Origin of the sequence: Paenarthrobacter sp. YJN-D (assembly GCF_015040335.1) — a bacterium.
GTDB lineage: Bacteria > Actinomycetota > Actinomycetes > Actinomycetales > Micrococcaceae > Arthrobacter > Arthrobacter nicotinovorans.
Map to the genome: position 1 here is coordinate 4,165,091 of NZ_CP053549.1, position 22,268 is coordinate 4,187,358.

Consider the following 22,268-nt stretch of genomic DNA (forward strand, 5'->3'; position numbering starts at 1 on the left):
AAACTCAGTGCTTGGCCGAGACGTCCTGGGAAATGGCGTCGGCGGTCGCCACCACCTGCTGCCGCACTTCCTCCAGGTATTGGTCCGGATCCGGCTGCGCCGCAACGGCCTGGGCCTGCAGGGACACGTTGATCGCGGCCACGTTGTCTCCGTTGTTGTGGTTCCAGACCGGGGCAGCAATGGACATCAGCCCGAGTTCCAGCTCCTGGTCAAGCAGGCACCAGCCCTGCTGACTGACACGCTCGACGGCGGCCCTCAAGTCGGGCACGCTGGCGACGGTTCGCGGCGTGAGCGGGGTGAGTTCCGCCGTCGCCAGGTATGCCTCGAGCTTGGCCTGCGGAAGTCCGGCAAGCAACACCCGGCCCATGGATGTCGCGTAGGCGGGGAAGCGCGTGCCGACCGTGATTCCGACGTTCATGATGCGCTTGGTGGCGACCCGCGCCACGTAGAAAATGTCCGGCCCGTCGAGGACTGCGGCCGACGTGGATTCCCCAAGTTTCAGGCTGAGCTGCTCCAAGTGGGGCTGGGCGAGTTGCGGCAGGGACAGGGCGGAGAGGTACGAGTAGCCGAGCTGCAGCACTTTGGCCGTGAGCGCAAAGGTCTTTCCGTCAGTGCGGACGTAGCCGAGCTCAACCAGGGTATGCAGGAACCGGCGAGCCGTGGCGCGGGTCAGGTCCGTGCGGGCTGCGACTTCGCTCAACGTCATGACGGGGTTGTTTGCGTCGAACGCCCGGATCACGGCGAGGCCGCGGGCCAGCGACTGGACGTACTGGTCGCTGGCCTGCGGGGTAACTGCGGAGTCGGTCATGGTTACCAATCCTAGGTGGCGTTGCGGGGTCCGCTTTGCGCCCTAAGCGGGAAAAATAACATGCAAAGCGGGCCTCACAACGGGGAGCCCAAACTTGCGGGGCCTACTCTGCGGGCTATGCCAAGGCAGGGCCCACGCCGCCCGGGTTCCCTGACCGAGCTTGCGAGGTTAGGGAGGCGGTGGGGATGCAAAGCGGGCCTCACAACGCGGAGCCCAAACTTGCGGGGCCTACTCTGCGCGCCATGCCACGCGGATAGCACGTAGAGCGGGCCTCACAACGGGGAGCCCAGATTTGCGGGGCCTACTCTGCCTTTTTCAGCGGAAGGGGCACGAGTTCCTGGATCTCGTCGAAGGTGTGGCCGAAGGTCTCGCGGACGGTGACGCCGTCGGGTCCTGTGAGGAACACTGCCTTGTCCGTGTAGACGCGGGTCACGCAGCCGACGCCGGTCAGCGGGTACGTGCACTTCTCCACGAGCTTGGACACGCCCTCGCGGGTCAGCAGGGTCATCATCACGAAGACATCCTTGGCGCCGGTGGCGAGGTCCATCGCGCCACCCACGGCGGGAATAGCGTCCGGGGCCCCGGTGTGCCAGTTCGCGAGGTCGCCGGTGGCGGAGACTTGGAAGGCCCCGAGGACGCAGATGTCCAGGTGCCCGCCGCGCATGATCGCGAAGGAGTCGGCGTGGTGGAAGTACGAAGCTCCGGGAAGTTCGGTGACGGGGATTTTGCCGGCATTGATCAAATCGCCGTCAATCTCCTCGCCAACAGCTGCCGGGCCCATGCCGAGCATCCCGTTCTCCGTGTGGAGCGTGATGTTCTGTTCCTCGGTGAGGTAGTTGGACACGAGCGTCGGCTGGCCAATGCCCAGGTTCACGAACGAACCGGGAGCGATATCGCGGGCCACCAGCTGGGCGAGTTCGTCGCGGCCCAGCGGCTTTTCGGAGGTTTGGATGCTTGTTTGGGTGCTCATGATCAGGCCACCTGCTCTGCTCGGGAACCGCCGACGCGGACCACGCTGTTGACGTAAATACCGGGTGTCACCACGTTCTCCGGATCCAGCGAACCGGTGGGGACGATCTCCGAGACCTGCACTATGGTGTGCTTGGCTGCGGCGGCCATGATCGGGCCGAAGTTCCGGGCGGTCTTGCGGTAGACGAGGTTGCCCTTGCCGTCGGCCTTGAGCGCCTTGATCAGGGCGACGTCGGCGTGGATCGGGGTCTCAAATACCTGCCACTTCCCGTCCAGCAACCGGGTTTCCTTGCCTTCAGCCAAGGTGGTGCCGTAGCCGGTGGGGGTGAAGAACCCGCCAATCCCGGCGCCGGCGGCTCGGATACGCTCGGCCAGGTTGCCCTGCGGCACGAGCTCCAGCTCGATCTCACCGGCATGGAACTTGGCGTCGAAGTGCCAGGAATCGGACTGCCGCGGGAAGGAACAGATCATTTTGCGGACCCGGCCTTCCTTGATCAGCAACGCCAAGCCTTGGTCGCCCTGGCCGGCGTTGTTGTTCACCACGGTCAGGTCCTTCGCCCCGCAGTCCATCAGGGCATCAATGAGCTCGAACGGCTGCCCGGCATTGCCGAACCCGCCGATCATCACCGTGGACCCGTCCTTGATGCCGGCGACAGCCTCGCCAACAGTGTCAATGAAATTCAACATCGCCCTAGACTCCTTCTGAAACTCCGGCAGTTACGTTTTCCAGCACCACGGCCAGGCCTTGACCGACGCCGATGCAGATCGCCGCGACGCCCCAGCGCTGACCGGAAGCCTGCAGGGACCGTGCGAGCGTGCCCAGGATGCGGGTACCGGAGGCGCCGAGCGGGTGGCCCATCGCGATCGCACCGCCGTGGCGGTTCACGATTCCGGGGTCGATCCCCCACGCGTCAACGCACGCCAGCGATTGCGCGGCGAACGCTTCGTTAAGTTCGACGGCGCCCACCTGGTCCCAGCCGATGCCCGCCTTCGCCAGAGCCTTGTTCGCGGCCTCCACCGGGGCGAACCCGAAGAACTGGGGATCGTTGCCATGCGCGCCACGGCCGGCAATACGGGCCAAGGGATCCAAACCAAGAATCCCCGCAGCGGCTTCCGAACCAATCCACGCAGCCGAAGCACCATCGGACAAAGGCGAGGCGTTCCCGGCGGTGACCGTACCGCCGTCGGGCCCGTCAGACTCAGGGCGGAACACGGTCTTCAAACCCGCAAGCTTCTCAGCGGAAGAACCGGCACGGATGCCCTCGTCCCGGACGAGATCAGTGCCCGGAACCGCCGTGACCAAAGAATCGTAGAAGCCTTCGTTCCACGCGGCGTCGGCCAGGTTGTGCGAGTCCGCCGCAAAAGCGTCCTGCCGTTCCCGGGTGATCCCGTACTTCTCGCGCAGCCGTTCGGTGGCTTCGCCCAGGGAGATGGTCCAGTCCTTGTTCATGGCCGGGTTCACCAAACGCCAACCAAGCGTGGTGGATGCCAGGGTCATGTCACCGGCCGGGTAGGGCTTGGACGTCTTGGGCAGCACCCACGGCGCACGGGACATGGACTCGGCGCCGCCCACCAGCATGAGGTCGGCGTCGCCGGCATTGATTTGCCGCGATGCGATGATGGCCGCGTCCAGGGACGAGCCACACAAACGGTTGACGGTGGTGCCCGGAATGGACACGGGCAGGCCGGCCAACAGGGTGGCCATGCGGGCCACGTTGCGGTTTTCCTCGCCTGCACCGTTGGCGTTGCCGAACACGACCTCGTCGATCCGCTCAACATCCAGCCCGGGTGCCCGCTTCACGGACTCGCGGACCACGTGCGCGGCAAGGTCATCGGGACGGACAGCGGCAAGGCCGGAGCCGAACTTGCCAAAGGGCGTGCGCACGGCGTCGTACACGAAAGCCTGGTTCATGGTGTTTCCTTCGTTTCTGCCTGACCAACCAGGGGACCTGGGGTCAGTTGGGTTCGGTGGCGTCGATTTCGGCGAATACTTTTTGGGCCGTCTTGAAGGCCGAGTTGGCCGACGGCACACTGCAATAAATGGCGGTCTGCAGCAGAATTTCCTTGATTTCGTCCCTGCTCAGGCCGTTGTTGAGGGCTGCCCGGACGTGCATGGCCAGCTCTTCCCAGTGACCGTGCGCCACCAGCGCCGTGAGGGTGACTGCGGAACGCATTTGCCGGCTCAGGCCAGGCCGCGTCCAGATGCCACCCCAGGCAATCCTGGTGATCATGTCCTGGTAGTCCTCGGTGAAGGAATCCTTGCCGGCATTCGCCCGGTCCACGTGCGCGTCGCCGAGCACTTCGCGGCGGACCACCATGCCGGCGTCGTAGATATCCTGCGCGGTGGCGTCCGCCTGTACGGCACCGTTGCGAGCCGCGTCGTTGCTTTCGGAAGCAGTAGAGCTCATCGTCCGTTCTCCTTCATGAAGGTGCGCATCAGCGATGCCACGACTTTCGGTGCCTCTGCGGGCGCGAGGTGCCCGACGCCGTCGAGCGTCACGGCCTCAGCAGTGCCGCCACCGGCGACGATGCTGTTGACGAGCTCTTCAGCCATCGACGGCGGTGCGACCTGGTCCTCTTCACCGGCAATCACCTGCGTGGGGACGGCGATGCTGCCGAGCTGATCGCGGACGTCCAAGCGTGCCAGGGCTTCGCAGCAGAACGAATAGCTGAACCTGTCGGCGTCGCGGAGTGCGTGCAGCAGGCGGCTGCTGATCTCGGGTTGGCGTTCCATGAATCCGTGGCCGAACCAGCGCTCAGCGGAACCTTGGATCATCACCGGAGTACCCAGGGAGCGCACGGTTTCCGCACGGTCCAGCCAGCCCTCCGGAGTGCCGAGCTTCGGCCCGGAGCACTGGACGGACAAGCTGCGGAGGCGGTCGCCGTGCTTGATGCCGAGCTGCAGGCCGGTGGCCCCGCCCAGGGAGACACCCGCATAGTGGAACGTCGCCGCCGTGTTTCCGGTGACAGAGTCCACAAGGTCGACGACGGCGTCCGCCAGGTCCGCGACGTCGAAACCTTCGGCGGCGGCCGGCGAGATGCCGTGGCCGGGCAGGTCCCAGCCGATGACGTCGTATTCGTCGCCCAGGAGCGCGGCGGTTTCGGACCATAGAACGGTGGAGGTACCCAGCGACGGGCCGACCACCAGGAGCGGTTTCGCTCCGAGTTCACGCTTCGGGGACAGCAGCACGGCCTTGATGGTTGGCTTAGCCACGAGGGGCTCCTTTCACAGGGGATCCGGTGAAGCCGGGGTAGGCGGCGAGGATCCGACGACTGATTTCCTGTGCCTCGCCCAGGTAGCTTGCCGGATCCAGCAGTGCCTCAAGCCCGGCGTCGGAGAGCTTGTTGGATGGAACGGTTTCACGGAGGAGCTTGCGGTACGTGTCCCCCTGTTCGGTTGCCGGAGCCGCAAGGGTCCGGTCGACGACGGCCTGCAGCTTCTGCTTTCCGTCCTCGCCCAGCAGAGGGGCGACGGCGGCCGACACACCTTCGCTGAGGAGCAGCGGGCCCGACAACTGCAGGTTCCTGCGCATCGCTTCCGGGAAGACGCGGAGACCCTCGGTGAGTTCGCGGAGGTGGGAAGCAGCGCCCATCGCCAGGCCCAACAGGCGACGCAGTGCAGGCCACTCGCTGTGCCAGGCGCCGTCGGGGCGTTCGTCATTGAAAGTGGCCGCGGCCAGGTGCAGCTGAGATGCGAGGCCGGGAGCCTGCAACGCTGCGCTGCGGATCAGCACGGAGAGCACCGGATTCTGCTTCTGCGGCATGGCCGAAGAGACACCGCGTCCGGCAGCCAGGGGCTCGCCAAGTTCGGCAACCTCCGGACGGCTCAGGAACAACAGGTCCGCTGCGATCTTCCCGAAGGAATCGACCAGTGCCGCAAGCCCGTCACCGAGGGCCGTCACCACCAGGCGGTTGGTGTGCCAGGGAGCCGTCGCCGGGGCCAACCCCAGCGCAGCCGCCCACGAATCGGCCAGTGTGAAGGGCATTGAACCGGAGCCCGCGGCCAGCCTGGTCCCGGAGGCCAAGGTTCCGCCGGCCCCGCCGAACTGTACGGGCAACTCCAACGACTCCAGGCGCGCACCCGCAGCGGCCACGCCCTGGAACCACTGCGCAGCCCTGAGCCCGAACGAGTACGGAAGCGCATGCTGCGTCAGGCTCCTGCCCACGCACAGCGTTTCCGCATGCTGTTCCGCCAAGGTGGCGAGCGCCGTCGTCGTGCCCTTGACTTCGGCCAGGAGCGCCGCGATGGTCCTGCGGGCGAGCAGCATGAGGGCGGAGTCGAGGACGTCCTGGCTGGTAAGCGAGGCGTGGACCGCCTTGCCCGCACCGATGCCGGCGGTGTCCAGCCCGCGGACCCGGGCGCGGAGGTCGCCGAGCAACGGAATCACCGGGTTGCCTCCGCCTTGGGCCCGTTCAGCGATATCCGCGACGTCGTAGGACGCGGGGTTGGCGGCTTCGGCCACCACAGCGGCGGATCCCGCCGGGGCAAGCCCGGCTTCCTCGAGGACAGCCGCCCAGGCAGCTTCGACGTCGAGGATTGCCGCGATCACGGCACGGTCGCCCGTCAGCGCGGCCACGGAGGGCGACGCCGAGACGGGGCTGAGGAGGCCGAAGTCGCCGTCGATCATGCCAGGTTTTCCCTTGCCGGCGAGTCCCCGCTGTTGCCGACGCTGTTGTCGAGCGAACCGTCTTGCTGGAAGTCCAGGAACACGGTCTCGTCGCCACCCTGCAGGCGGATGTCCCAGGTGAGGCCGCCGTCGGGGTCGCGACGGGCGATGAGCGTCTTGCGGCGTTCCGGATCCAGGGAGCTCAGCAAAGGATCATTGGCCAGTGCTTCCTCGTTTTCCGGCAGGTACACGCGGGTGAAGAGGCGGTTCATGAGGCCGCGGGCGAAAACGGCCACCGAGATGAACGCTGCCGTTCCGGGCTTGGTGGGACCCGGGTTGACCGTGGTGAACGTGTACACGCCGGAGTTGCCCACGGAGCCCCGGCCCCAGCCGGTGAACGTGTAGCCGTCACGGACCAGGGAGCCGGTGCGCTGGACGATGTTGCCTTCGGAATCCGGCTGCCAGATCTCAAGGATGGCGTCCGGGATGGGGTTGCCCGCGCCGTCGTACACCGTGCCTTGAAGGCGGATGCTGCCGGGGCTGCCCGGGGCCAGGAGCTCGTTGTCCTTGGTGAAGGGGAGGGCGTAGCCGTAGAAGGGGCCCACGGTCTGGCCCGGTGTGGGTGTCAGCTTGCTCATGTGCTTACTCCTCGTCCCCGGCGTCGCCGTATGCTTCGTTTTCCGTCCAGGTCCGCTTGGAACCGGTCAGGATGATGTCCCACTTGTAGCCGAGGGCCCACTCGGGGCTGGTCAGCTCGTGGTCGTACTGTGCCACCAGGCGGGCGCGGGCGTCCTGGTCCACGATCGATTGGTAGATGGGGTCCAACGGGAACAACTGGTCACCCGGGAAGTACATCTGGGTGACGATGCGCTGCGTGAACTCCGAGCCGAACATAGAGAAGTGGATGTGCGCCGGACGCCAGGCATTCAGGTGGTTCTTCCACGGGTAGGCGCCGGGTTTGATGGTGGTGAAGGAGTACGAGCCGTCGGCGCCGGTAATGCAGCGTCCGACGCCGGTGAAGTTCGGGTCGAGCGGTGCGGGGTGCTGGTCGCGCTTGTGGATGTAGCGGCCCGATGCGTTGGCCTGCCAGATCTCCACGAGCTGGCCGGCCACCGGGCGGCCGTCGCCGTCCAGCACGCGGCCGGCGACGATGATGCGCTCACCCTGCGGCTCGCCGTTGTGCTGGATGGTCAGGTCCGATTCCAGTGCGTGCACGTCCTGGTGTCCGAAGGCCGGCGAGTAGAGCTCGATGGTCTCCGGGTCCGCGTGGTGCAGGCTCTTGGTGGGGTGGCGCAGGATGCTGCTGCGGTAGGGCGCATAGTCCAGCCGCGGCATGGTTTCAGGTCCTTTGCCGTCCTTCAGTGCCTGGGCGTAACGATCCCCGATGGCCTTGATCTCAGCACTGAGGTCCGTCTGCGTCTCAACCTTCTTGGCGTCGTGCGCGGCATGCGGCTCTGCTGGCGGCACGAGTTCCTCGGATTCTAGAGCTTGTGCAGTGTTGTCTTGCGGCACAACCGGCTCCTTTCTATGGATTCTTTGTGAGGTTCGGGCAGCTATGCCCGGTGAAGTGAGTCGTATTGGACGGCATGGCGGACTGGGGCATTCGGGGCTCCGTAGCCGTTGTAGCTGCCACGGCGCTCCACCATTTCAAAAAACACACTGCCTACTGTGGCCGTGTAGAAGTGGAGGAATTCGCCGTTGGCGTCCCGGTCATACAGGAGGTTGAGCTCCTGGAGGGTGGCCAGGAAGCCCGGTTCAAGATCGAACCGTGCGTCCAGGTCCTCGTAATAGTTGGCCGGAATCTGCAGGAACTCAAGGCCGCGGTCCCGGGCGGACCGCGCCGTGGCTACGAGGTCGTCCACGGCGAAGGCGATGTGTTCCTGGTACGTTTTGCGGGCGTTCTGCGCTTGCTGGGCCGGCGCCAGGTTCAGCACCAGCCGCACCGCGCCGGTGCTGGTTTCCATGACCTGCGAGCGCACCAGGCCGCTGGGGCTCGGGACCTCTGCGAACGGCAGCGGTTCCAGGGCCAATGCGCTGGTGTAGAAGAGGACGGCTTCGTCAAAGTGCTGCCACGGCTGGGCGAGGTTCACGTGGTCAATGACCGCGTTCTGCCCGCTGGGAACGTGTTCCAAGCCTTCGCCGAACTCGTGCGTCCAGGCTGCGGTTCCGTCAGGGCTGCCTTGGCACAGGAAGATCTCGGTGGAGTCCGGGGCGGAGATGCCTTGGAAGACTTCCTCGTCGGCCTGGACCTTGCGCGCCACTACGGGCGCCTTGAGTTGCTGGGCGCGGGCGGAGGCAATCACTGGAGAGTCGACGTCGAACCCCAGGGCTGCGATGGCCGGTTCCGAGTGCGAGGCCGCTTGCTCGTTGATGATGACGCGTGCCTGGCCCATGGTCCAGAGCTGGACGTCCTTGGTGCGGTGGCGTCCCTCGAATCCGAAGCCGAGCTGCCCCAGGAGCTTCTCGAGCTGCGCGGTGTCGTCGGCTTTGACCTCGGCGAAGTTGAAGCCGGCTGGTTCGTTGACCTTGGGCAGCGTGGCAAGTTCCATGGGATAACGACGGCGGGAGGCGGCTGCTGCTTCCGTTCCGGCTTCCGCGGAGGTGCCGGCCAGCCACTTTGCGCTCTGTTCTTCCAGCCAGATGAGTGAGCGCATGGCATCCACTGCGGTCCGTTCCACGTCCGACTGGCGGAAGACGTCATTGAAGACCTCAAGCGATACCGGCCCGGTGTAGCCCGCACGGACGACGTGGCCCATGAACTTGGCGAGCTCGAACTGTCCCTCCCCGGGGAAGACCCGGTAGTGGCGGCTCCAGGAGAGCACGTCCATGGAGAGCTTGGGGGCGTCGGCAACCTGCACGAAGAAGATCTTCTCCGCGTTGATGTCCTCGATCGGGGCGGTGTCCCAGTCGCGGGAAAGGATGTGGAAGGAGTCCAGGCAGGTGCCGAGGTTCGGATGGTCCACCATTTCCACCAGGCGGTAGGCGTGCTCGTAGTCGTTGACGTACTTGCCCCAGGCCAAGGCCTCGTAGGCAACCTTGACCCCGTGGTCTCCTGCCAGTCCGGCGAGCGCTGCCAGCTGTTCGGCCCGCAGCTGGTCGTCATCGATGGTGGCCGTGGCCACGTTGGAGCAGACCAGGATGGTGTCCATGCCCAGGCGCGACATGAGCTTGAACTTGGCCTCGGCCCGCTTGAGGTTGGCCTTCAGCAGGTCCGGAGTGACGCCGTCGAAATCCCGGAACGGCTGGTAGAGATCCAGGCCCAGGCCGAGGTCGGCGGCCATCTTCCGGATGTCCTCGGGACTCAGCGGGGACGTGACGAGGTCCTGCTCGAAGATCTCGATGCCGTCGAAGCCCGCGATGGCGCAGGCCTGCATCTTTTCCTTCAAGGTGCCCGACAGGCAGACAGTGGCGATTCCGGTGCGCATCAGTGGGCCGCCTTTGCGAGGGTGCCGGCGGAGAGCGCGGTTGCGGCGTCTTCCAGGGCGATCAGCTCCAGGAAGTGCTCCCGCATGCGGTTGCGGTCGGCGTCCCGTCCGGTGAAGAGTTTGAAGGCGTCGGCCGCCTGACCGACTGCCATGCGGCCGCCGTCGAGGACTTTGCAGCCCTTGGCCCGTGCTTCGCGGACCAGTTGCGTTTCGATGGGGCGGTAGACGATGTCCGCCACCCAGTGCCGCGGCTCCACGAGTCCCAGGTCCAGCGGCAGTCCGGGGTGGGCGGCCATGCCGATCGGGGTGCAGTGCACCAGGCCGTCGGCGAGGGGCATGATCTGCGGGAGTTCGTCCGTGCTGCGCGGGGTGACGGTGGCCGTCGGGAAAAGTCCGCTGAGTTCGTCGGCACGTTCCGCGGCCCGGGCAGGATCCACGTCCACCAGGTCCAGGGTGGTGACGCCGGCCTTGAGGAGCGCGTAGGCGACGGCAGAACCGGCCCCGCCGGCGCCAAGCTGGACGACGCGGCCCAAGGTGGCGTCCGGAAGTCCATCCCTCAAGGCCGAACCAAAGCCGGAGAAGTCCGTGTTGTGTCCGATGAACCGGCCGTCCTGGATCAGGACCGTATTGACGGCACCCAGGCGCGCGGCGTCGTCGGAAATTTCATCAAGGTGCCCAAGCACCAACTGCTTGCACGGGTGCGTGATGTTGAGGCCGTTGAAGCCCATGCGGGCGGCTGCGGTGAGGAGGTCCCCGACGGCGGCGGCCGGCAAGGCCAGCTCCAGCAGGTCGATGGGGCGGTACAGCAAGCGAAGGCCCTGCACATCGGCTTCGCGTTCATGCATGGGCGGCGTGAGCGAGGGCATGACCCCTTCGCCAACGAGGCCCACCAGAACGGACTCGGCTCGGTTGCTCATCCTAAAGCTCCTTTGACTTCAGCACCGCGGCCATTGACGTTTTCTGGGGCGTCGACGGCCGGGTGTTATCCAGATTACTACAAGTGTTCATATTCCGCACGCTTGTTCTTATCGCGAACAAATGACGTGCCAGATGCGTTGCGTCGGGCTGATTTTTCCGTTGCGGGGCCTGCTTTGCGCGCCAAGAGTCGCGTTTAGCGCGCAAAACGGGCCTCGCAACGAAGCTCAGCGCTGCGGCAGGCGGGCCGCGAGTTCAGCCGCAGCCTCCTGCAGGGTGGGCACATGGGCGATGAGTTCCTCCATGCTGAGTCGGAAAACCGGAACGGCAGTGGCCAGCGAAGCGAACGCGTGGCCCTGGGAGTTGAGGACCGGGACAGCGACGGCACGCATGCCGATCTCGTTTTCCTCGTCCATCACGGCGTAGCCCTGGCGGCGCACCTGCTCAATTTCCGCCCTAAAGGCATCCCGATCAGTAATGGAATGCTCAGTGAGCGGGTCCAGGGGAAGTTCCTCGATCAGGCGTTTTCGCTCGGGCTCATCCTCGAACGCGACCAGGGCCTTGCCCACCGACGTCGTGTGCAACGCTCCCAGATGTCCGGGGTCGCTGGTGACGCGGAACGTCTTGGGCCCGTCCACCTTGTTGACCGTGAGGTGGTGGTCGCCGTCGCGGACCGAGAGGATGGTGGCCTCATGCGTACTGTCAGTGACCCGCTGCAGGACCGGCAGCGCTGTGGCAGCGAAGCCGTGGTGGTTGGAGACGCGTTGCCCGAGCTGGAAGACGCGCAGGCCCAGGTGGTAGCGGCGGCCATCGGGTTCGTAGTCAACGAATCCGTCGCGGGTCAACGAGCCCAGCAGCCGGTAGGTGGTACTGAAAGGCAGTCCGGCGCTTCTGGCCAGATCCGCCGCACTTGCACCCTTCGGCTCGTTTCCCAGCAGGACCAGCAGGCCCAGGGCTTTGCCGACCATGTCGGTCTTTGTGTCTTCTTTCACACTCATAACCCGATGCTCTCACATAGTGAGAGCTATTTCTAGATGGTGATTACACCTCTTGACAAGTGACCATACTCACAGGGATCATTGCTGTATTACGCAAGTAGCTCTCACCATGTGGTTACTAGCTAAGGGATTGACCGGCCGCACCTCGCTTGGGTCTCCCGCTGTAGCTCTATTCGCGACATCGTCGTCACAGAAGGAACACCCAATGAGCCAAACAATGCCGTCAGCGACGCCAGGCATCACCGAAACCACCGGGACTCCCAAGAAGGCTGCCCTCGCCAGCTTCCTGGGCAGCGCCGTGGAGTACTACGACTTCTTCATCTTCGGATCTGCCGCGGCCTTGATTTTCCCGCACGTCTTCTTCCCGGACGCAGACACCAATGCGGCCGTCATGTCCTTTGCCACGTTCGGCTTCGCCTACCTTGCACGGCCCATCGGCGCTGCGTTCCTGGGTCACTTCGGCGACCGGATCGGCCGGCAGAAGGTCCTCATGTTCACCCTGGTGCTCATGGGCGCCTCGACCTTCGTGATCGGCTGCCTCCCCGACTTCAAAACCATCGGCTGGGGTGCCCCGATCCTCCTGGTACTTGCCCGGCTCTGCCAGGGTTTGTCGGCAGCGGGCGAGCAGGCCGGCGCGTCATCCATGACCTTGGAGCACGCCCCGGACAACCGCCGCTCCTTCTTCACCTCATGGACCTTGACGGGAACGCAGGGCGGCCAGATCCTGGCAGCGCTCGTGTTCATTCCCGTGGTGGCACTGCCGGATGACATCAAGTACGGCATCGGCTGGCGTATTCCGTTCTGGCTCAGCGCAGTAGTGGTGCTGGTTGCCTTCTTCATCCGCCGCACCCTGCACGAGCCACCCGCATTCGCTGAGGCACAGAAGAACAACCAGATTGCCAAGCTCCCCATCGCCGACCTCCTCAAGCACCACTGGCAGGACGTCCTCCGCGTGATCTGCTGCGCGTTCATTGCCGCAGTCAGCACGGTCTTCGGCACCCTGGCCATCAAGTACGCCCAGGACGTTGCGCATGTGAACAGCACCATCACCCTATGGCTGGTGGTTGTGGCCAACCTCGTGGCTCTGGGAACCCAGCCGCTCTTCGGCACGCTGGCAGACCGCATCGGCCGCAAGCCCGTGTTCATCTACGGAGCAGTGGCCAGCGCCATCATGACGCCGGTCTTCTTCCTGAGCTTCGAGTCCGGTTCCACGCCGCTGATGTTCCTGGCCGCCGTCGTGTACTTCTCCCTTGGCTACGCTGCCGCCAACGCCGTCTGGCCGTCGTTCTACGGTGAAATGTTCAGCACCAAGGTCCGCTTCTCCGGGCTGGCCATCGGCACGCAGCTCGGCTTCCTCGCCGCAGGTTTCGCCCCGACCATCGTGACCGCCATCGGTGGCACCAAGCCCGGTGGATGGGTTCCCGTGTCCATCTTCACGGCCATCGTCTGCCTCATCGCCATCGTCTCGGCCTCCACGGCGCGCGAATCGGCAAAGGTCCCGACGGCGGAACTCGGCCTGCGCTAGAACGTCACCTCTCCGGCGCTCCAGCCCTGTTGCCGGAGCTTCGGAACGGGGAAAGCCCGGCACGTCTCCTGACATGCCGGGCTTTTCGCTGCCCCGGCCTCAGCGTTCAGCCAAGGCAAGCAGCAAAGAACATCCCAGGACTACCGGGGATCCAGCACCACGGACTGAAAGCTCCCCTGACCGGTTCCTGTGTACAGGAAGAGCTCCCCGTTTCCGCCAACACCCACAACTGACGGATTTCCCGTTCCCGTGAAGCCTGTCCCCAAGGCCGCGAACGAGCTGAAAGTGTTCCAGCCCGAACCCAAAGCAAGGCGGGCCAGGAATCCGCCGCTGCCATTGCCCGGATACAGCCACAACGCCCCGTCAGTGCCCCGGGCCATGATGTCCTCCCGGCCATCGCCGTTGAAGTCCCCACCCTGCACTACCGAGTCAAAAATGTCCCACCCCGTGCCGATCTGCTTCCACGGCAGGAAGCCGCCCGAACCGTTACCCGGGTAAAGCCACAAAGTGCCGTTGGCTGCCCGTGCCACAAGGTCCGCTTTGCCGTCACCGTTGAAGTCACCCGGAGCCAGCAGCTCGTTGAAGCCCTGCCAGCCCACACCGATCTGCTTGCGGGCCAGGAACTGGCCACGGCCGTCTGTCGGGTACAACCACAGCGCTCCGCCGGCTGTCCGTGCGACCAGGTCCGGGTGGCCATCGCCGTCGAAATCTCCGGCACTCAGGACAGTATTGAAAGCATTCCACCCCGACCCCACCTGAACGCGGGGCAGGAAGCCGCCGGAACCGTTCCCCGGATAGAGCCACAACGCGCCGTCAGTACCGCGCGCCAGGATGTCCGCGACAGCATCGCCGTCGAAATCTCCCGCCTCCCAGACCTGGCTGAACTGGTTCCAACCGGCACCAATGACCAAGCGTTCGGCAAAGCCCGAACCGCTGCCCGGGTAAAGCCGCATGGACCCCCCGGAGGTCACCGTCAGGACATCGGACTTCTTATCACCCGTGAAGTCCTGTCCGCTCACGATGTCGCCCACCGCGTTCCAACCGCTGCCGATCGCGACGCGCGGCACGAAACCACCCCAGCCGTTGCCGGGGTACAGGTAGAGGGTGCCGTCGCTTGCCCGCGCCAGAAGCCCGAAGGAGCCATCGGAAGTGATGCTGGTGAAGCCGTTCCAACCCGATCCGATCTGCGACCAGGCACGGAAGCCGCCCTGGCCATCTCCTGGGTACAGCCAGAGAGTGCCATCCGGCTTGGTCGCCATGACGTCTAGGCGGGCATCGCCGTCGAAATCGCCCACGCCAATGATGTTCGTGAAGCCCTGCCAACCGGAACCGATCTGCCGTTTGGGAAGGAAACCCCCGTTCCCGTCGCCCGGGTACAACCAGAGAACACCGTCGCTGGTGCGCGCCAGGATGTCGCTTCGTCCGTCTCCATCGAAATCCGAAAAGCCGGTGATGGCGTCGAAAACGTTCCACCCGGAGCCCACCTGACGCGGATTATCCAGCCTGTTGCCGGGCAACCCGGCATAGAGCATCAGGGAGCCGTCGGGCTCGCGGGAGAAGACATCGGCGAGTCCATCGCCGTCGAAATCCCCCGTAGAAAAGCGGACCTTGGCGGTGAGCCGCGGGTCGGCAGTGATGGTGATGGTGGCCGACGTCGACGACACCGAATTCATGGTCACCTGCGTACCGGTGTACGTGGTGAAGGTGCTCCCTGCCTGCCAGGCGTGGTTGCTGGCGTACCACGGGTCGGAGAAAGGCTTGGTGGAGGGCATCAGAATCAGGGAAGAAGCGATGGTGGCGCCGCCGCGCTGGACGATCTTCACGCCCATGTTTCCGGGTTTGCCGGCTGTTCCCAGGTAATTGTCATAGCCGGCAGGTTCCCGCAGCTCCAGGTAATAGACCTCTTTGCTGACGGGATCGGTGAATTTGATCGCCCGCTGGGCTTCGGTGCCTCCCCATGGCTTGAGCGTGTAGCTCTTGGAACCCGTTGCGATGCCCACGTCCCGGATCTCATCCCCGCGGCCCAGTCCCGCATAGTCCCAGAACGTCGAACTCACAACCGGAGTCGCGTACTGGGCAGCTCCCATGATGTCGGTGGTGTCGCCGTACTCGCGGATGTAGCAGGACGGATCGGTGAACTGGCCGTTGCTGTTGACCCCGACGTCGGACACTCCGCTGCCGCACTGCAGGGCATCTGCGTGCATCAGGCCTATGACGTGGCCGAACTCGTGGCTCATCACGTTGTTGGTGAAGCTGCTGATCTGGGGCAGGAGCACCCGGCCGCTGTAACTGCCGCTGCTGTACCCGGCGCCCAGGGCGTTGCCGGACAACGTGGACGTCGGAATGAAGATGACCAGCGCTGTGTAAGGACTGGCCGACCAGTTCAACTCCCCCGTGATGGTGGAGATGATGGTGCTGTAACTGTCCGTGGAGCGGGCCTTGGATTGGTGGCCGGCGACTTTGCTGGCCACCGTCATGGACAGCTTGTTGGCCGTCATGGCTTTCCAGTAGTTACTGGTGGACACCACAGCCTTTTCAGCGTCCGTCATGGAAACCGGGTTGGTGTTGTCCGCCAGTTTCGCGGTGACCAGCCGGACGTTGATGGTGCCGCCCGGACCGACTGCCGCAGCTCCGTCACGGAGCAGCGAGTCGACGTCGGCCTGGCCCTTGGTGGGCTGCTTGGTTTCCGGGAGGGGCGTCTCGAAAACATGCTCCGAGTGCGGTGTCCCTTCAACGAATTGGACGTTCGGATTATCGGGCCCGGGAAGTGGAACTGCCGTGGCAGGAGCCTGGACGAAAAACAGGCCGGCGGCAAAAACCACCAAGCCTGTGGACAGCGCGAGCGATCGCCGTAAAACACCCATTGGTTCTCCCGGGAGGACGGAGCCTGTGGTTGCTGTAAATCTCAGTAACCGAGATCAGGCTACAACCGCCTCGGCACTGGCCTGCGGAGGCGCCGGACTTCAGGCGGGCGCGTCTTTTCGCCGCCCGTCGCGGCGGCGCCCGCGCACGGGCGGAAACGCAACCATCCCGGAATGCTAACCGGACCCTAACCACGCCGAAATACCGTGGCAACATTGCCCCTCCACACTGGAATAGCCGGCAAGTGCAGGCACCAGCTCCAGCCAGGAGGACACCATGCTGAAGGAAGTAACCACTCAAACAACACGAATACGCGCGATCAGCCAGCTCCACCGCGGAGACGAGATCGAGGCCCGCCTGTCGGTTGGGCCTGCCTACGACGACGTGGTCATACGCCGCGGACGGGTCCAGGAAACGGCGCCGGGGATCGGTGTCGTCTGGATCATGGATTACGCCTCCGGGATGAGGAAAGCCATCAATACCGACGAATGCAGTGTTTGGCGCGTCGCCTGAACAGTCTCTGCTGGAGACCAGGCTGGACGCCCTTCACCCTCAGCCGCCGGCCACGGACTGGACGATCAAGACCTCCTGGCCCGCCGCAACTTCCGTTTCAAGACCATTCAACCGCCGGACCTCGTCACCGTTAACGTAAATATTCACGAAACGGCGCAGTGCCCCGGTTTCATCACGCAAACGCCTGGCCAGGACCGGATAATCTCCGGTCACCGAGTCCAAGAGCTGTCCAACGGTCACAGCACCGTCGGCGGACGCAGTCAGACAGGACTGTCCGCCGACGAGCGGCTGCAGGACACCGGGCAACAGGACCGTAAAGTCAGCCACAACGGACCTAACCAGGTACCGGAGCGCTGGCTGCTGATTGCTCGACGGCGGTGGCTCCGGCGTCGCTGCCAACAACGACGGCCGCACGAACGCACAGCACGTCCGGCAGGTGCGAGACCACTTCATTGAAGGTCTCGCCCTCGTCGGCGCTGGCGTACACGGAACCACCGCGGGTTCCGAAGTACACACCCACGGGTTCGGCGGTATCCACGGATGCCGCATCCCGGAGCACCGCGTTGTATTCGTGGTCCGGCAGGCCCGTGTGCAGTTCCTTCCAGGTGTTACCGGCATCGTCGGTTCGGTGGACGCTGAGCTTGCTGCCAGGCGGGATGCGTTCACCGTCGGCCTTGAGCGGGATGACCCAGGCCGTCCCTTCCCGGCGCGGATGGGTGAGCATGACGAAACCGAAATCGGCCGGCAGCCCTTCGGCGATGGAATCCCAATTCTCGCCGTTGTCATCCGTCCGGTACACGCCGTGGTGGTTCTGCGCGTAAAGACGACCTTCCACGGAGGCATCGGCTGCGATTTTGTGGACGCACTGGCCGAACTCGGGATTGGGGTCCGGCATGAAGTACGCCGAAATGCCCTTGTTGCGGGGCTCCCAGGAGGTTCCGCCGTCGAGGGATCTGTAGACGCCGCCAGTGCTCATGGCGATGTGGACCTTCTCGCCGGATGGATCCACCACAATCGAGTGTGCCGCCGCGCCGCCGTAGCCCGCACCCCATTCACTGCGGTGGGGGTGGTCCCATAGTCCGCGGTTCAGCTCGAAGTGTTCACCGCCGTCGGTGGACTTCCACACCGAAATCGGCTCGCAACCGGCCCACACGACGCCTGGGCGGGAGTCGGCGTCGGGGTAGATCTGCCAAACCCGTTCCAGGGCGGCGTCGGTGCCGTCCGGGAATTTGATGGCGCCTTGCTCGGGCTCGGTCCATGTGGCGCCGAGGTCGTCTGAATGGGCCACAGTGGGTCCCCAGTGCTCAGACCTTACCCCCACCATGATTCGTGTTTTGCCGTCCCGCGTGTCTATCCCGATGCTGGGTATCTCGCTCATCAGGAAGTGCGGACCGGAGAGGGACCATTCTTTTCGGTCCGGGCTGGTTGCCAGCCACAGGCCTTTCTTGGTTCCGATCGCCAGGACATAACTTTCTGCGGTAGCCATGAGTCCCATCGAACCATCGTGGGGTGGGGAGGGCAATGGGTTTTCGGAGCCATGTGGAGAATTCACGAGGGCTTGCGCTTGGTCCTGGGATTCGGGTCCCGGCACCGGATTCCCGATCCGTGGCCACACCAGCTACGAGTACCTCAGGCAACCTTCGCGTTGTGTGATGTCAGGTGGCGGAGGCCGCGTCCAAAGGACCATCGGCCTTGAACGCGCGGTTCCTGCCCGCTGCTTTGGCTTGGTAAAGGGCCCCATCGGCAGTGTGGATCAGCTGGGCCAGCGTTGAGCCCGAAATTGCCGTGGATGAAATCCCATAGCTGACAGTGGGAAACTCCAGCCCGTCAGGTGCCGGCGCAGCGGCCAGGCGCCGGCTGATCTCGGTGGTGATGGCTTCCGCCGCGACCTCGTCGGCACCCGGCAGGAAAATGACAAATTCCTCCCCGCCGTACCGGCCCACCAAGTCGGTCCTGCGCAACGAACCCTTGCACGCCACGGCAAACGCCCGGATGGCAGCGTCCCCGGCGGCATGCCCGTGGGTATCGTTCACGGACTTGAAATGATCAAGGTCGGCCAGGACAACGGCCGCCGACCTGCCCGCCGTTTGCAGGGCAGCGAGCTCCCGCTCAGCCAATTCCATGAAAGCCTGGCGATTGAACAAGCCCGTCATTCCGTCGCGCGATGCCCGCTCATTGAGCCTCGTGATGAGCTGGTGGCTATTGAGCGCGGTCATGCTGAAGGAAACCAGGACCAGCAGCATGATCAGCAGCAAGCACGTCACCGCCGGGCTGAAATAGGACTGCAGGACCTCGCTGTCCGGCCCGGCCACGGCATAGACCACGATGCGGCAACCGAAGTAGGCCACCAGGACAGCAGCGACAACCAGCAGCGGCCGGTGAGCTTGCGAGGCCCGCGACTTCAGCAAGGCCAGTTCCCGGGCGGCGAGCGCCATCCCGGTCGCCATCAAAGCGAAGTACACCAACCCGCCCTGCCACGCGCCGTCGGGGTCGGTTTCAATGACTGTCGCCGAAGCCGTTACTGCCGGAGCCGCAAATAGCAGCCACAACGGCGTGCCAAGGTTCCGCAAGGAACGGAACCCCGCCCAGACACCGAAGGCTCCGGCGACCGTAAGAGCGTTGCCCAGGGGGCTGGCTACCCAGCCCCAGTCCGTTTCCTTCAGCCAGTACGCCACGTTGCCCGCAAGCCAGCACCCCAAGGCAGCACACCAATAGGCACTGTAGAGCGATCGGGTCCTCCGGTAAGAACCCAGGAAAAGAACCCACAGTGTTAACGTCACAACAGCAAGAGCAAGTTTCATGCTCAACAAATCCAACATCGAATCCCCCATTCACCGGCCAGCATAAGGGCCGGCAGGAGAATGGGCGGGACACGACGCGGCGAAGGACCGCAGCTGCAGGGCGGGCTATGCCTCGAAAGAGCTGCTCAGGCCCCGTAGTCCTCGTCCGTGACGTGTTCCAGCCAGGTCACGACCTGGCCGTTCCCGTCGGCCTCCTGCATCGCGATATGTGCCATGAACCGGTCCGGGGTGGCGCCGTGCCAGTGTTCCTCGCCGGGTTCGATGTAGACAACGTCGCCGGGGCGGATCTCCTGTATCCCCCCGTCCCGCGTAGCCACCAGACCTATTCCGTCGGTGACATACAGGGTTTGTCCCTTGGGGTGATGGTGCCAGGCAGTCCGTGCACCGGGAGCGAACCGGACGTGTGCGCAGCCGATGGCTGATTGCCCATCCGGGTTCCGGATACCGTCGATCTGCACGGTTCCCGTGAACCATTCCTTCGGGCCGGCTGCTGTCGGGTTGCCGCTTTTCATGTACTTCATGTTTCGCTCCTCAAGAATCAGCGCGTGCCTGCCGTGGCCTTTTCGACGACGTTTTCGGTAGCCGCCCAGGACGCCAGGAGTTTCAAGCCTTCCTCGCTGGCACTTCCTGGCACGGCCGGGTAGACGGTGACGTGGAGGCCGGTATCCTCGTCGAGTTCGAGCTGCTGGTAAGTCAGTTCCAGCGATCCGACCACCGGGTGCTGGAAGGTCTTCATTCCCGAGCGGTGCCGCCGGACATTGTGCGCGGCCCAAAGGGTGCGGAATTCCTCGCTCCGCATGGACAACTCGCCCACGAGTTCGGCGATTGCCTTGTCATGGGGGAAGCGACCCGCGTGGCGGCGCAGGATCTCCACGTTGGTGTTCGCAGCGCGGTTCCAATCGGGATAAAAATCCCGTCCGCGGGGATCCAGGAAGATGAACCGGGAGTGGTTCGCGGGGCCGGCCGTGCTCCGGAAGAGGTCGAAGTACATGGCGTAACCCAGAGCATTAGCAGCCACCACGTCCATGCGGTTGTTGGAGATCAAAGCCGGTGCTCCCGTAATGGAATCCAGGAAAAACTGGAGCGCGGGATCGATCGTGCGGGCCGCCTTCTTGACCTTCGTGCGCCCGCCCCGGTTGGCTGTCCGGGCGAGGTCGTAGAGGTGCTCGAGTTCTGCGCGGTCCAGTTGCAGAGCCCCGGCGATGGCGTCCAGGACGCTGTCTGATACGCCGGAGAGATTTCCCCGCTCCAAGCGGATGTAGTAGTCGATACTGACGCCTGCAAGCCGCGCCACTTCATCGCGCCGCAGGCCGGTGACCCGCCGTCGAATGCCGAAAGCTTCGATGCCTGCCTGCTCCGGGGTGATGCGTGCGCGGCGGGACATCAGGAACTCCCGCACTTCCGACCGATTGTCCATGCCTTCCACGTTACGACCCCCGTTGCCCGTGGTGAGAGGTTCTGTTGGAACCCGTATAAACGGTCCCTCCCACCTATCCGCCAAGCCATGGTCCGATGGATCCCAGTTCACCTGAGAGGCCAATCCATGTCAGCAGATACCCGTACCGCCACGCCCGGCGCACACAAAGAGGGCCCGAACCCCGTGAGCCGTTGGGGCGGTGTCTTCGCCATGTCCTTTGGAGCGTTCGCCGTGGTGGCCTCCGAATTCATGCCCGTGAGTCTCCTGACTCCCATGGCCAATGATCTCCAGGTCTCCGAAGGGTTGGTGGGCCAGGGAATTGCGATCTCCGGGCTGTTCGCCGTCCTCACCAGCCTTTCCGTGTCCGCGGTAACCGGCAGGATGAACCGGCGCACCTTGCTGATCGGGTTGGCCGCGTTGATGGGTGCCTCCGGCGCCCTGATCGCCTTGGCCCCGGGGTACCTGCCATTCATGGTGGGCCGGGCATCCATCGGTGTTGTCATCGGCGGTTTCTGGTCCATGTCCGCTGCCACCGCCATGCGGCTCGTCGCTCCGGCGCAGGTCCCGCGTGCGCTGGCGATCGTCAACGGCGGCAATGCCCTGGCCACCGTTCTTGCTGCGCCGCTTGGCAGTTACCTGGGTTCGTTCATTGGTTGGCGGGGAGCTTTTCTCTGCCTTGTGCCTGGCTCCGTGGTTTGTGTGGTGTGGCTCTGGATTTCCTTGCCGTCCCTCGCAGCGCCTGTCAGCAGGACCAAGGCCCGCGACATCCTGACCATCTTCACGGCTTTCAAGGACCGGACTGTCGCATGGGGCATGGCCGCCTGCGGGAGCTTCTTCATGGGCCAGTTCATCCTCTTCACCTACGTGCGGCCCTTCCTGGAAACCGTGACCGGGGTGGAGGGAGCCCTGGTGTCCCTCGTGTTGCTGGTCATGGGCGTATCCGGATTCGTCGGGACCGTGCTCATCGGCCGGTTCCTGGGTGCTGGCCTGTACCGGACACTCATGGTGATCCCTGTCGTCATGGCCCTCGTCGCGGTTGCCTTGATCCCGTTCGGTGGCGTGTTCGCCGTCGTCGTTGTTCTGTTGGGTTTCTGGGGGCTGTTGGGAACGTCCGCTCCGGTGGGCTGGTGGAGTTGGGTGGCGCAAGCGATGCCGCGCAACGCCGAACAGGGCGGTGGGCTCATGGTGGCCGTGGTCCAGACATGCATTGCCTTGGGCTCCACAGTTGGCGGAGTGCTGTTCGACTCGCTGGGCTTTGAAAGTACCTTCCTGGCAAGTTCCGTGGTCCTTCTGGTGTCGGCGTTCCTGGCGTTCATGACGAAGCGCGTGTCACGCAGGCGGTAGCCGCGATCTGGCGCCCCGGCCCGCAGCTGTTGTAAATTGAGGGCGAACGTAGGCAGACGCAATCCATCCGGTGGGCCTGCTCGC

Annotated in this window: 21 protein-coding genes; 3 read left to right on the forward strand and 18 right to left on the reverse strand. The window is 64.6% G+C overall.

Annotation, left to right across the window (positions count from 1 at the left end; all coding sequences use genetic code 11):
* Positions 1–4: 4 nt before the first annotated feature.
* The 12 genes from HMI60_RS19380 to HMI60_RS19435 all read right to left on the reverse strand — a co-directional run bounded on the left by HMI60_RS19380 (position 5) and on the right by HMI60_RS19435 (position 11,722).
* Positions 5–808 carry an IclR family transcriptional regulator C-terminal domain-containing protein gene (locus HMI60_RS19380; RefSeq protein WP_193590243.1) on the reverse strand — a complete coding sequence of 268 codons (804 nt, stop codon included), beginning with the start codon at positions 806–808 and terminating at the stop codon, positions 5–7.
* A 301-nt stretch (positions 809–1,109) separates the two neighbouring features.
* Positions 1,110–1,778: a 3-oxoacid CoA-transferase subunit B gene (locus HMI60_RS19385; RefSeq protein ID WP_193590244.1), complete on the reverse strand. Its 669-nt coding sequence runs from the start codon at positions 1,776–1,778 to the stop codon at positions 1,110–1,112.
* Positions 1,779–1,780: 2 nt separating this feature from the next.
* Positions 1,781–2,464, reverse strand: a complete 684-nt coding sequence (locus HMI60_RS19390) for a 3-oxoacid CoA-transferase subunit A (protein WP_018779345.1) — start codon at positions 2,462–2,464, stop codon at positions 1,781–1,783.
* A gap of 4 nt (positions 2,465–2,468) precedes the next feature.
* A complete protein-coding gene (locus HMI60_RS19395) occupies positions 2,469–3,689 on the reverse strand; it encodes a thiolase family protein (protein WP_018779346.1) in 1,221 nt (406 codons plus the stop codon).
* A 43-nt stretch (positions 3,690–3,732) separates the two neighbouring features.
* A complete protein-coding gene (gene pcaC, locus HMI60_RS19400) occupies positions 3,733–4,185 on the reverse strand; it encodes a 4-carboxymuconolactone decarboxylase (protein ID WP_039243438.1) in 453 nt (150 codons plus the stop codon).
* Positions 4,182–4,991, reverse strand: a complete 810-nt coding sequence (locus HMI60_RS19405; protein WP_079582313.1) for an alpha/beta fold hydrolase — start codon at positions 4,989–4,991, stop codon at positions 4,182–4,184. The genes pcaC and HMI60_RS19405 overlap by 4 nt, the downstream gene beginning before the upstream one ends.
* On the reverse strand, positions 4,984–6,405 hold the full coding sequence (locus tag HMI60_RS19410; protein WP_193590245.1) for an adenylosuccinate lyase family protein: 1,422 nt from the start codon (positions 6,403–6,405) through the stop codon (positions 4,984–4,986). Before HMI60_RS19410 ends, HMI60_RS19405 begins: the two co-directional genes overlap by 8 nt.
* Positions 6,402–7,022, reverse strand: a complete 621-nt coding sequence (gene pcaG, locus HMI60_RS19415; protein WP_193590246.1) for a protocatechuate 3,4-dioxygenase subunit alpha — start codon at positions 7,020–7,022, stop codon at positions 6,402–6,404. Before pcaG ends, HMI60_RS19410 begins: the two co-directional genes overlap by 4 nt.
* Positions 7,023–7,026: 4 nt before the next feature.
* On the reverse strand, positions 7,027–7,851 hold the full coding sequence (gene pcaH / locus HMI60_RS19420) for a protocatechuate 3,4-dioxygenase subunit beta (protein ID WP_370584067.1): 825 nt from the start codon (positions 7,849–7,851) through the stop codon (positions 7,027–7,029).
* 86 nt (positions 7,852–7,937) lie between these two features.
* Entirely contained in the window at positions 7,938–9,809 is a 1,872-nt protein-coding gene (locus tag HMI60_RS19425; RefSeq protein WP_018779352.1) for a bifunctional sugar phosphate isomerase/epimerase/4-hydroxyphenylpyruvate dioxygenase family protein, read from the reverse strand.
* Positions 9,809–10,726, reverse strand: a complete 918-nt coding sequence (locus tag HMI60_RS19430; RefSeq protein ID WP_110504737.1) for a shikimate dehydrogenase — start codon at positions 10,724–10,726, stop codon at positions 9,809–9,811. The genes HMI60_RS19425 and HMI60_RS19430 overlap by 1 nt, the downstream gene beginning before the upstream one ends.
* 225 nt (positions 10,727–10,951) lie before the next feature.
* Complete coding sequence (locus HMI60_RS19435; protein ID WP_193590248.1) at positions 10,952–11,722, reverse strand: IclR family transcriptional regulator; 771 nt, start codon at positions 11,720–11,722, stop codon at positions 10,952–10,954.
* Positions 11,723–11,927: 205 nt separating this feature from the next.
* Here HMI60_RS19435 and HMI60_RS19440 point away from each other — a divergent pair, with 205 nt between their 5' ends.
* Entirely contained in the window at positions 11,928–13,247 is a 1,320-nt protein-coding gene (locus tag HMI60_RS19440; protein ID WP_018779355.1) for an MFS transporter, read from the forward strand.
* Between the two features lie 140 nt (positions 13,248–13,387).
* Here the strand turns inward: HMI60_RS19440 and HMI60_RS19445 are convergent, their stop codons facing one another.
* The gene (locus HMI60_RS19445) at positions 13,388–16,111 is read right to left on the reverse strand and encodes an FG-GAP-like repeat-containing protein (RefSeq protein WP_193590249.1); all 2,724 of its coding nucleotides are present in this window, start codon (positions 16,109–16,111) and stop codon (positions 13,388–13,390) included.
* A gap of 274 nt (positions 16,112–16,385) precedes the next feature.
* Here HMI60_RS19445 and HMI60_RS19450 point away from each other — a divergent pair, with 274 nt between their 5' ends.
* Positions 16,386–16,622, forward strand: coding sequence for a hypothetical protein (locus HMI60_RS19450; RefSeq protein ID WP_018779356.1), 237 nt, complete (start codon positions 16,386–16,388; stop codon positions 16,620–16,622).
* A gap of 39 nt (positions 16,623–16,661) precedes the next feature.
* Here the strand turns inward: HMI60_RS19450 and HMI60_RS19455 are convergent, their stop codons facing one another.
* From HMI60_RS19455 to HMI60_RS19475, 5 genes are all read right to left on the reverse strand, one after another.
* Positions 16,662–16,949 carry a MoaD/ThiS family protein gene (locus HMI60_RS19455; RefSeq protein WP_018779357.1) on the reverse strand — a complete coding sequence of 96 codons (288 nt, stop codon included), beginning with the start codon at positions 16,947–16,949 and terminating at the stop codon, positions 16,662–16,664.
* Between the two features lie 7 nt (positions 16,950–16,956).
* Positions 16,957–18,117 (reverse strand): exo-alpha-sialidase, encoded by a 1,161-nt coding sequence (locus HMI60_RS19460; RefSeq protein WP_039243451.1) that lies wholly within the window; start codon positions 18,115–18,117, stop codon positions 16,957–16,959.
* A gap of 160 nt (positions 18,118–18,277) precedes the next feature.
* Positions 18,278–19,423, reverse strand: a complete 1,146-nt coding sequence (locus HMI60_RS19465; protein WP_227453607.1) for a GGDEF domain-containing protein — start codon at positions 19,421–19,423, stop codon at positions 18,278–18,280.
* A 125-nt stretch (positions 19,424–19,548) separates the two neighbouring features.
* Complete coding sequence (locus tag HMI60_RS19470; RefSeq protein ID WP_039243452.1) at positions 19,549–19,944, reverse strand: cupin domain-containing protein; 396 nt, start codon at positions 19,942–19,944, stop codon at positions 19,549–19,551.
* A 17-nt stretch (positions 19,945–19,961) separates the two neighbouring features.
* The gene (locus tag HMI60_RS19475) at positions 19,962–20,840 is read right to left on the reverse strand and encodes a helix-turn-helix transcriptional regulator (protein WP_018779361.1); all 879 of its coding nucleotides are present in this window, start codon (positions 20,838–20,840) and stop codon (positions 19,962–19,964) included.
* Between the two features lie 126 nt (positions 20,841–20,966).
* On the opposite strand from HMI60_RS19475, the gene HMI60_RS19480 reads away from it, so the two are divergent.
* Complete coding sequence (locus tag HMI60_RS19480; protein ID WP_193590250.1) at positions 20,967–22,184, forward strand: MFS transporter; 1,218 nt, start codon at positions 20,967–20,969, stop codon at positions 22,182–22,184.
* The last annotated feature ends 84 nt before the right edge of the window (positions 22,185–22,268 follow it).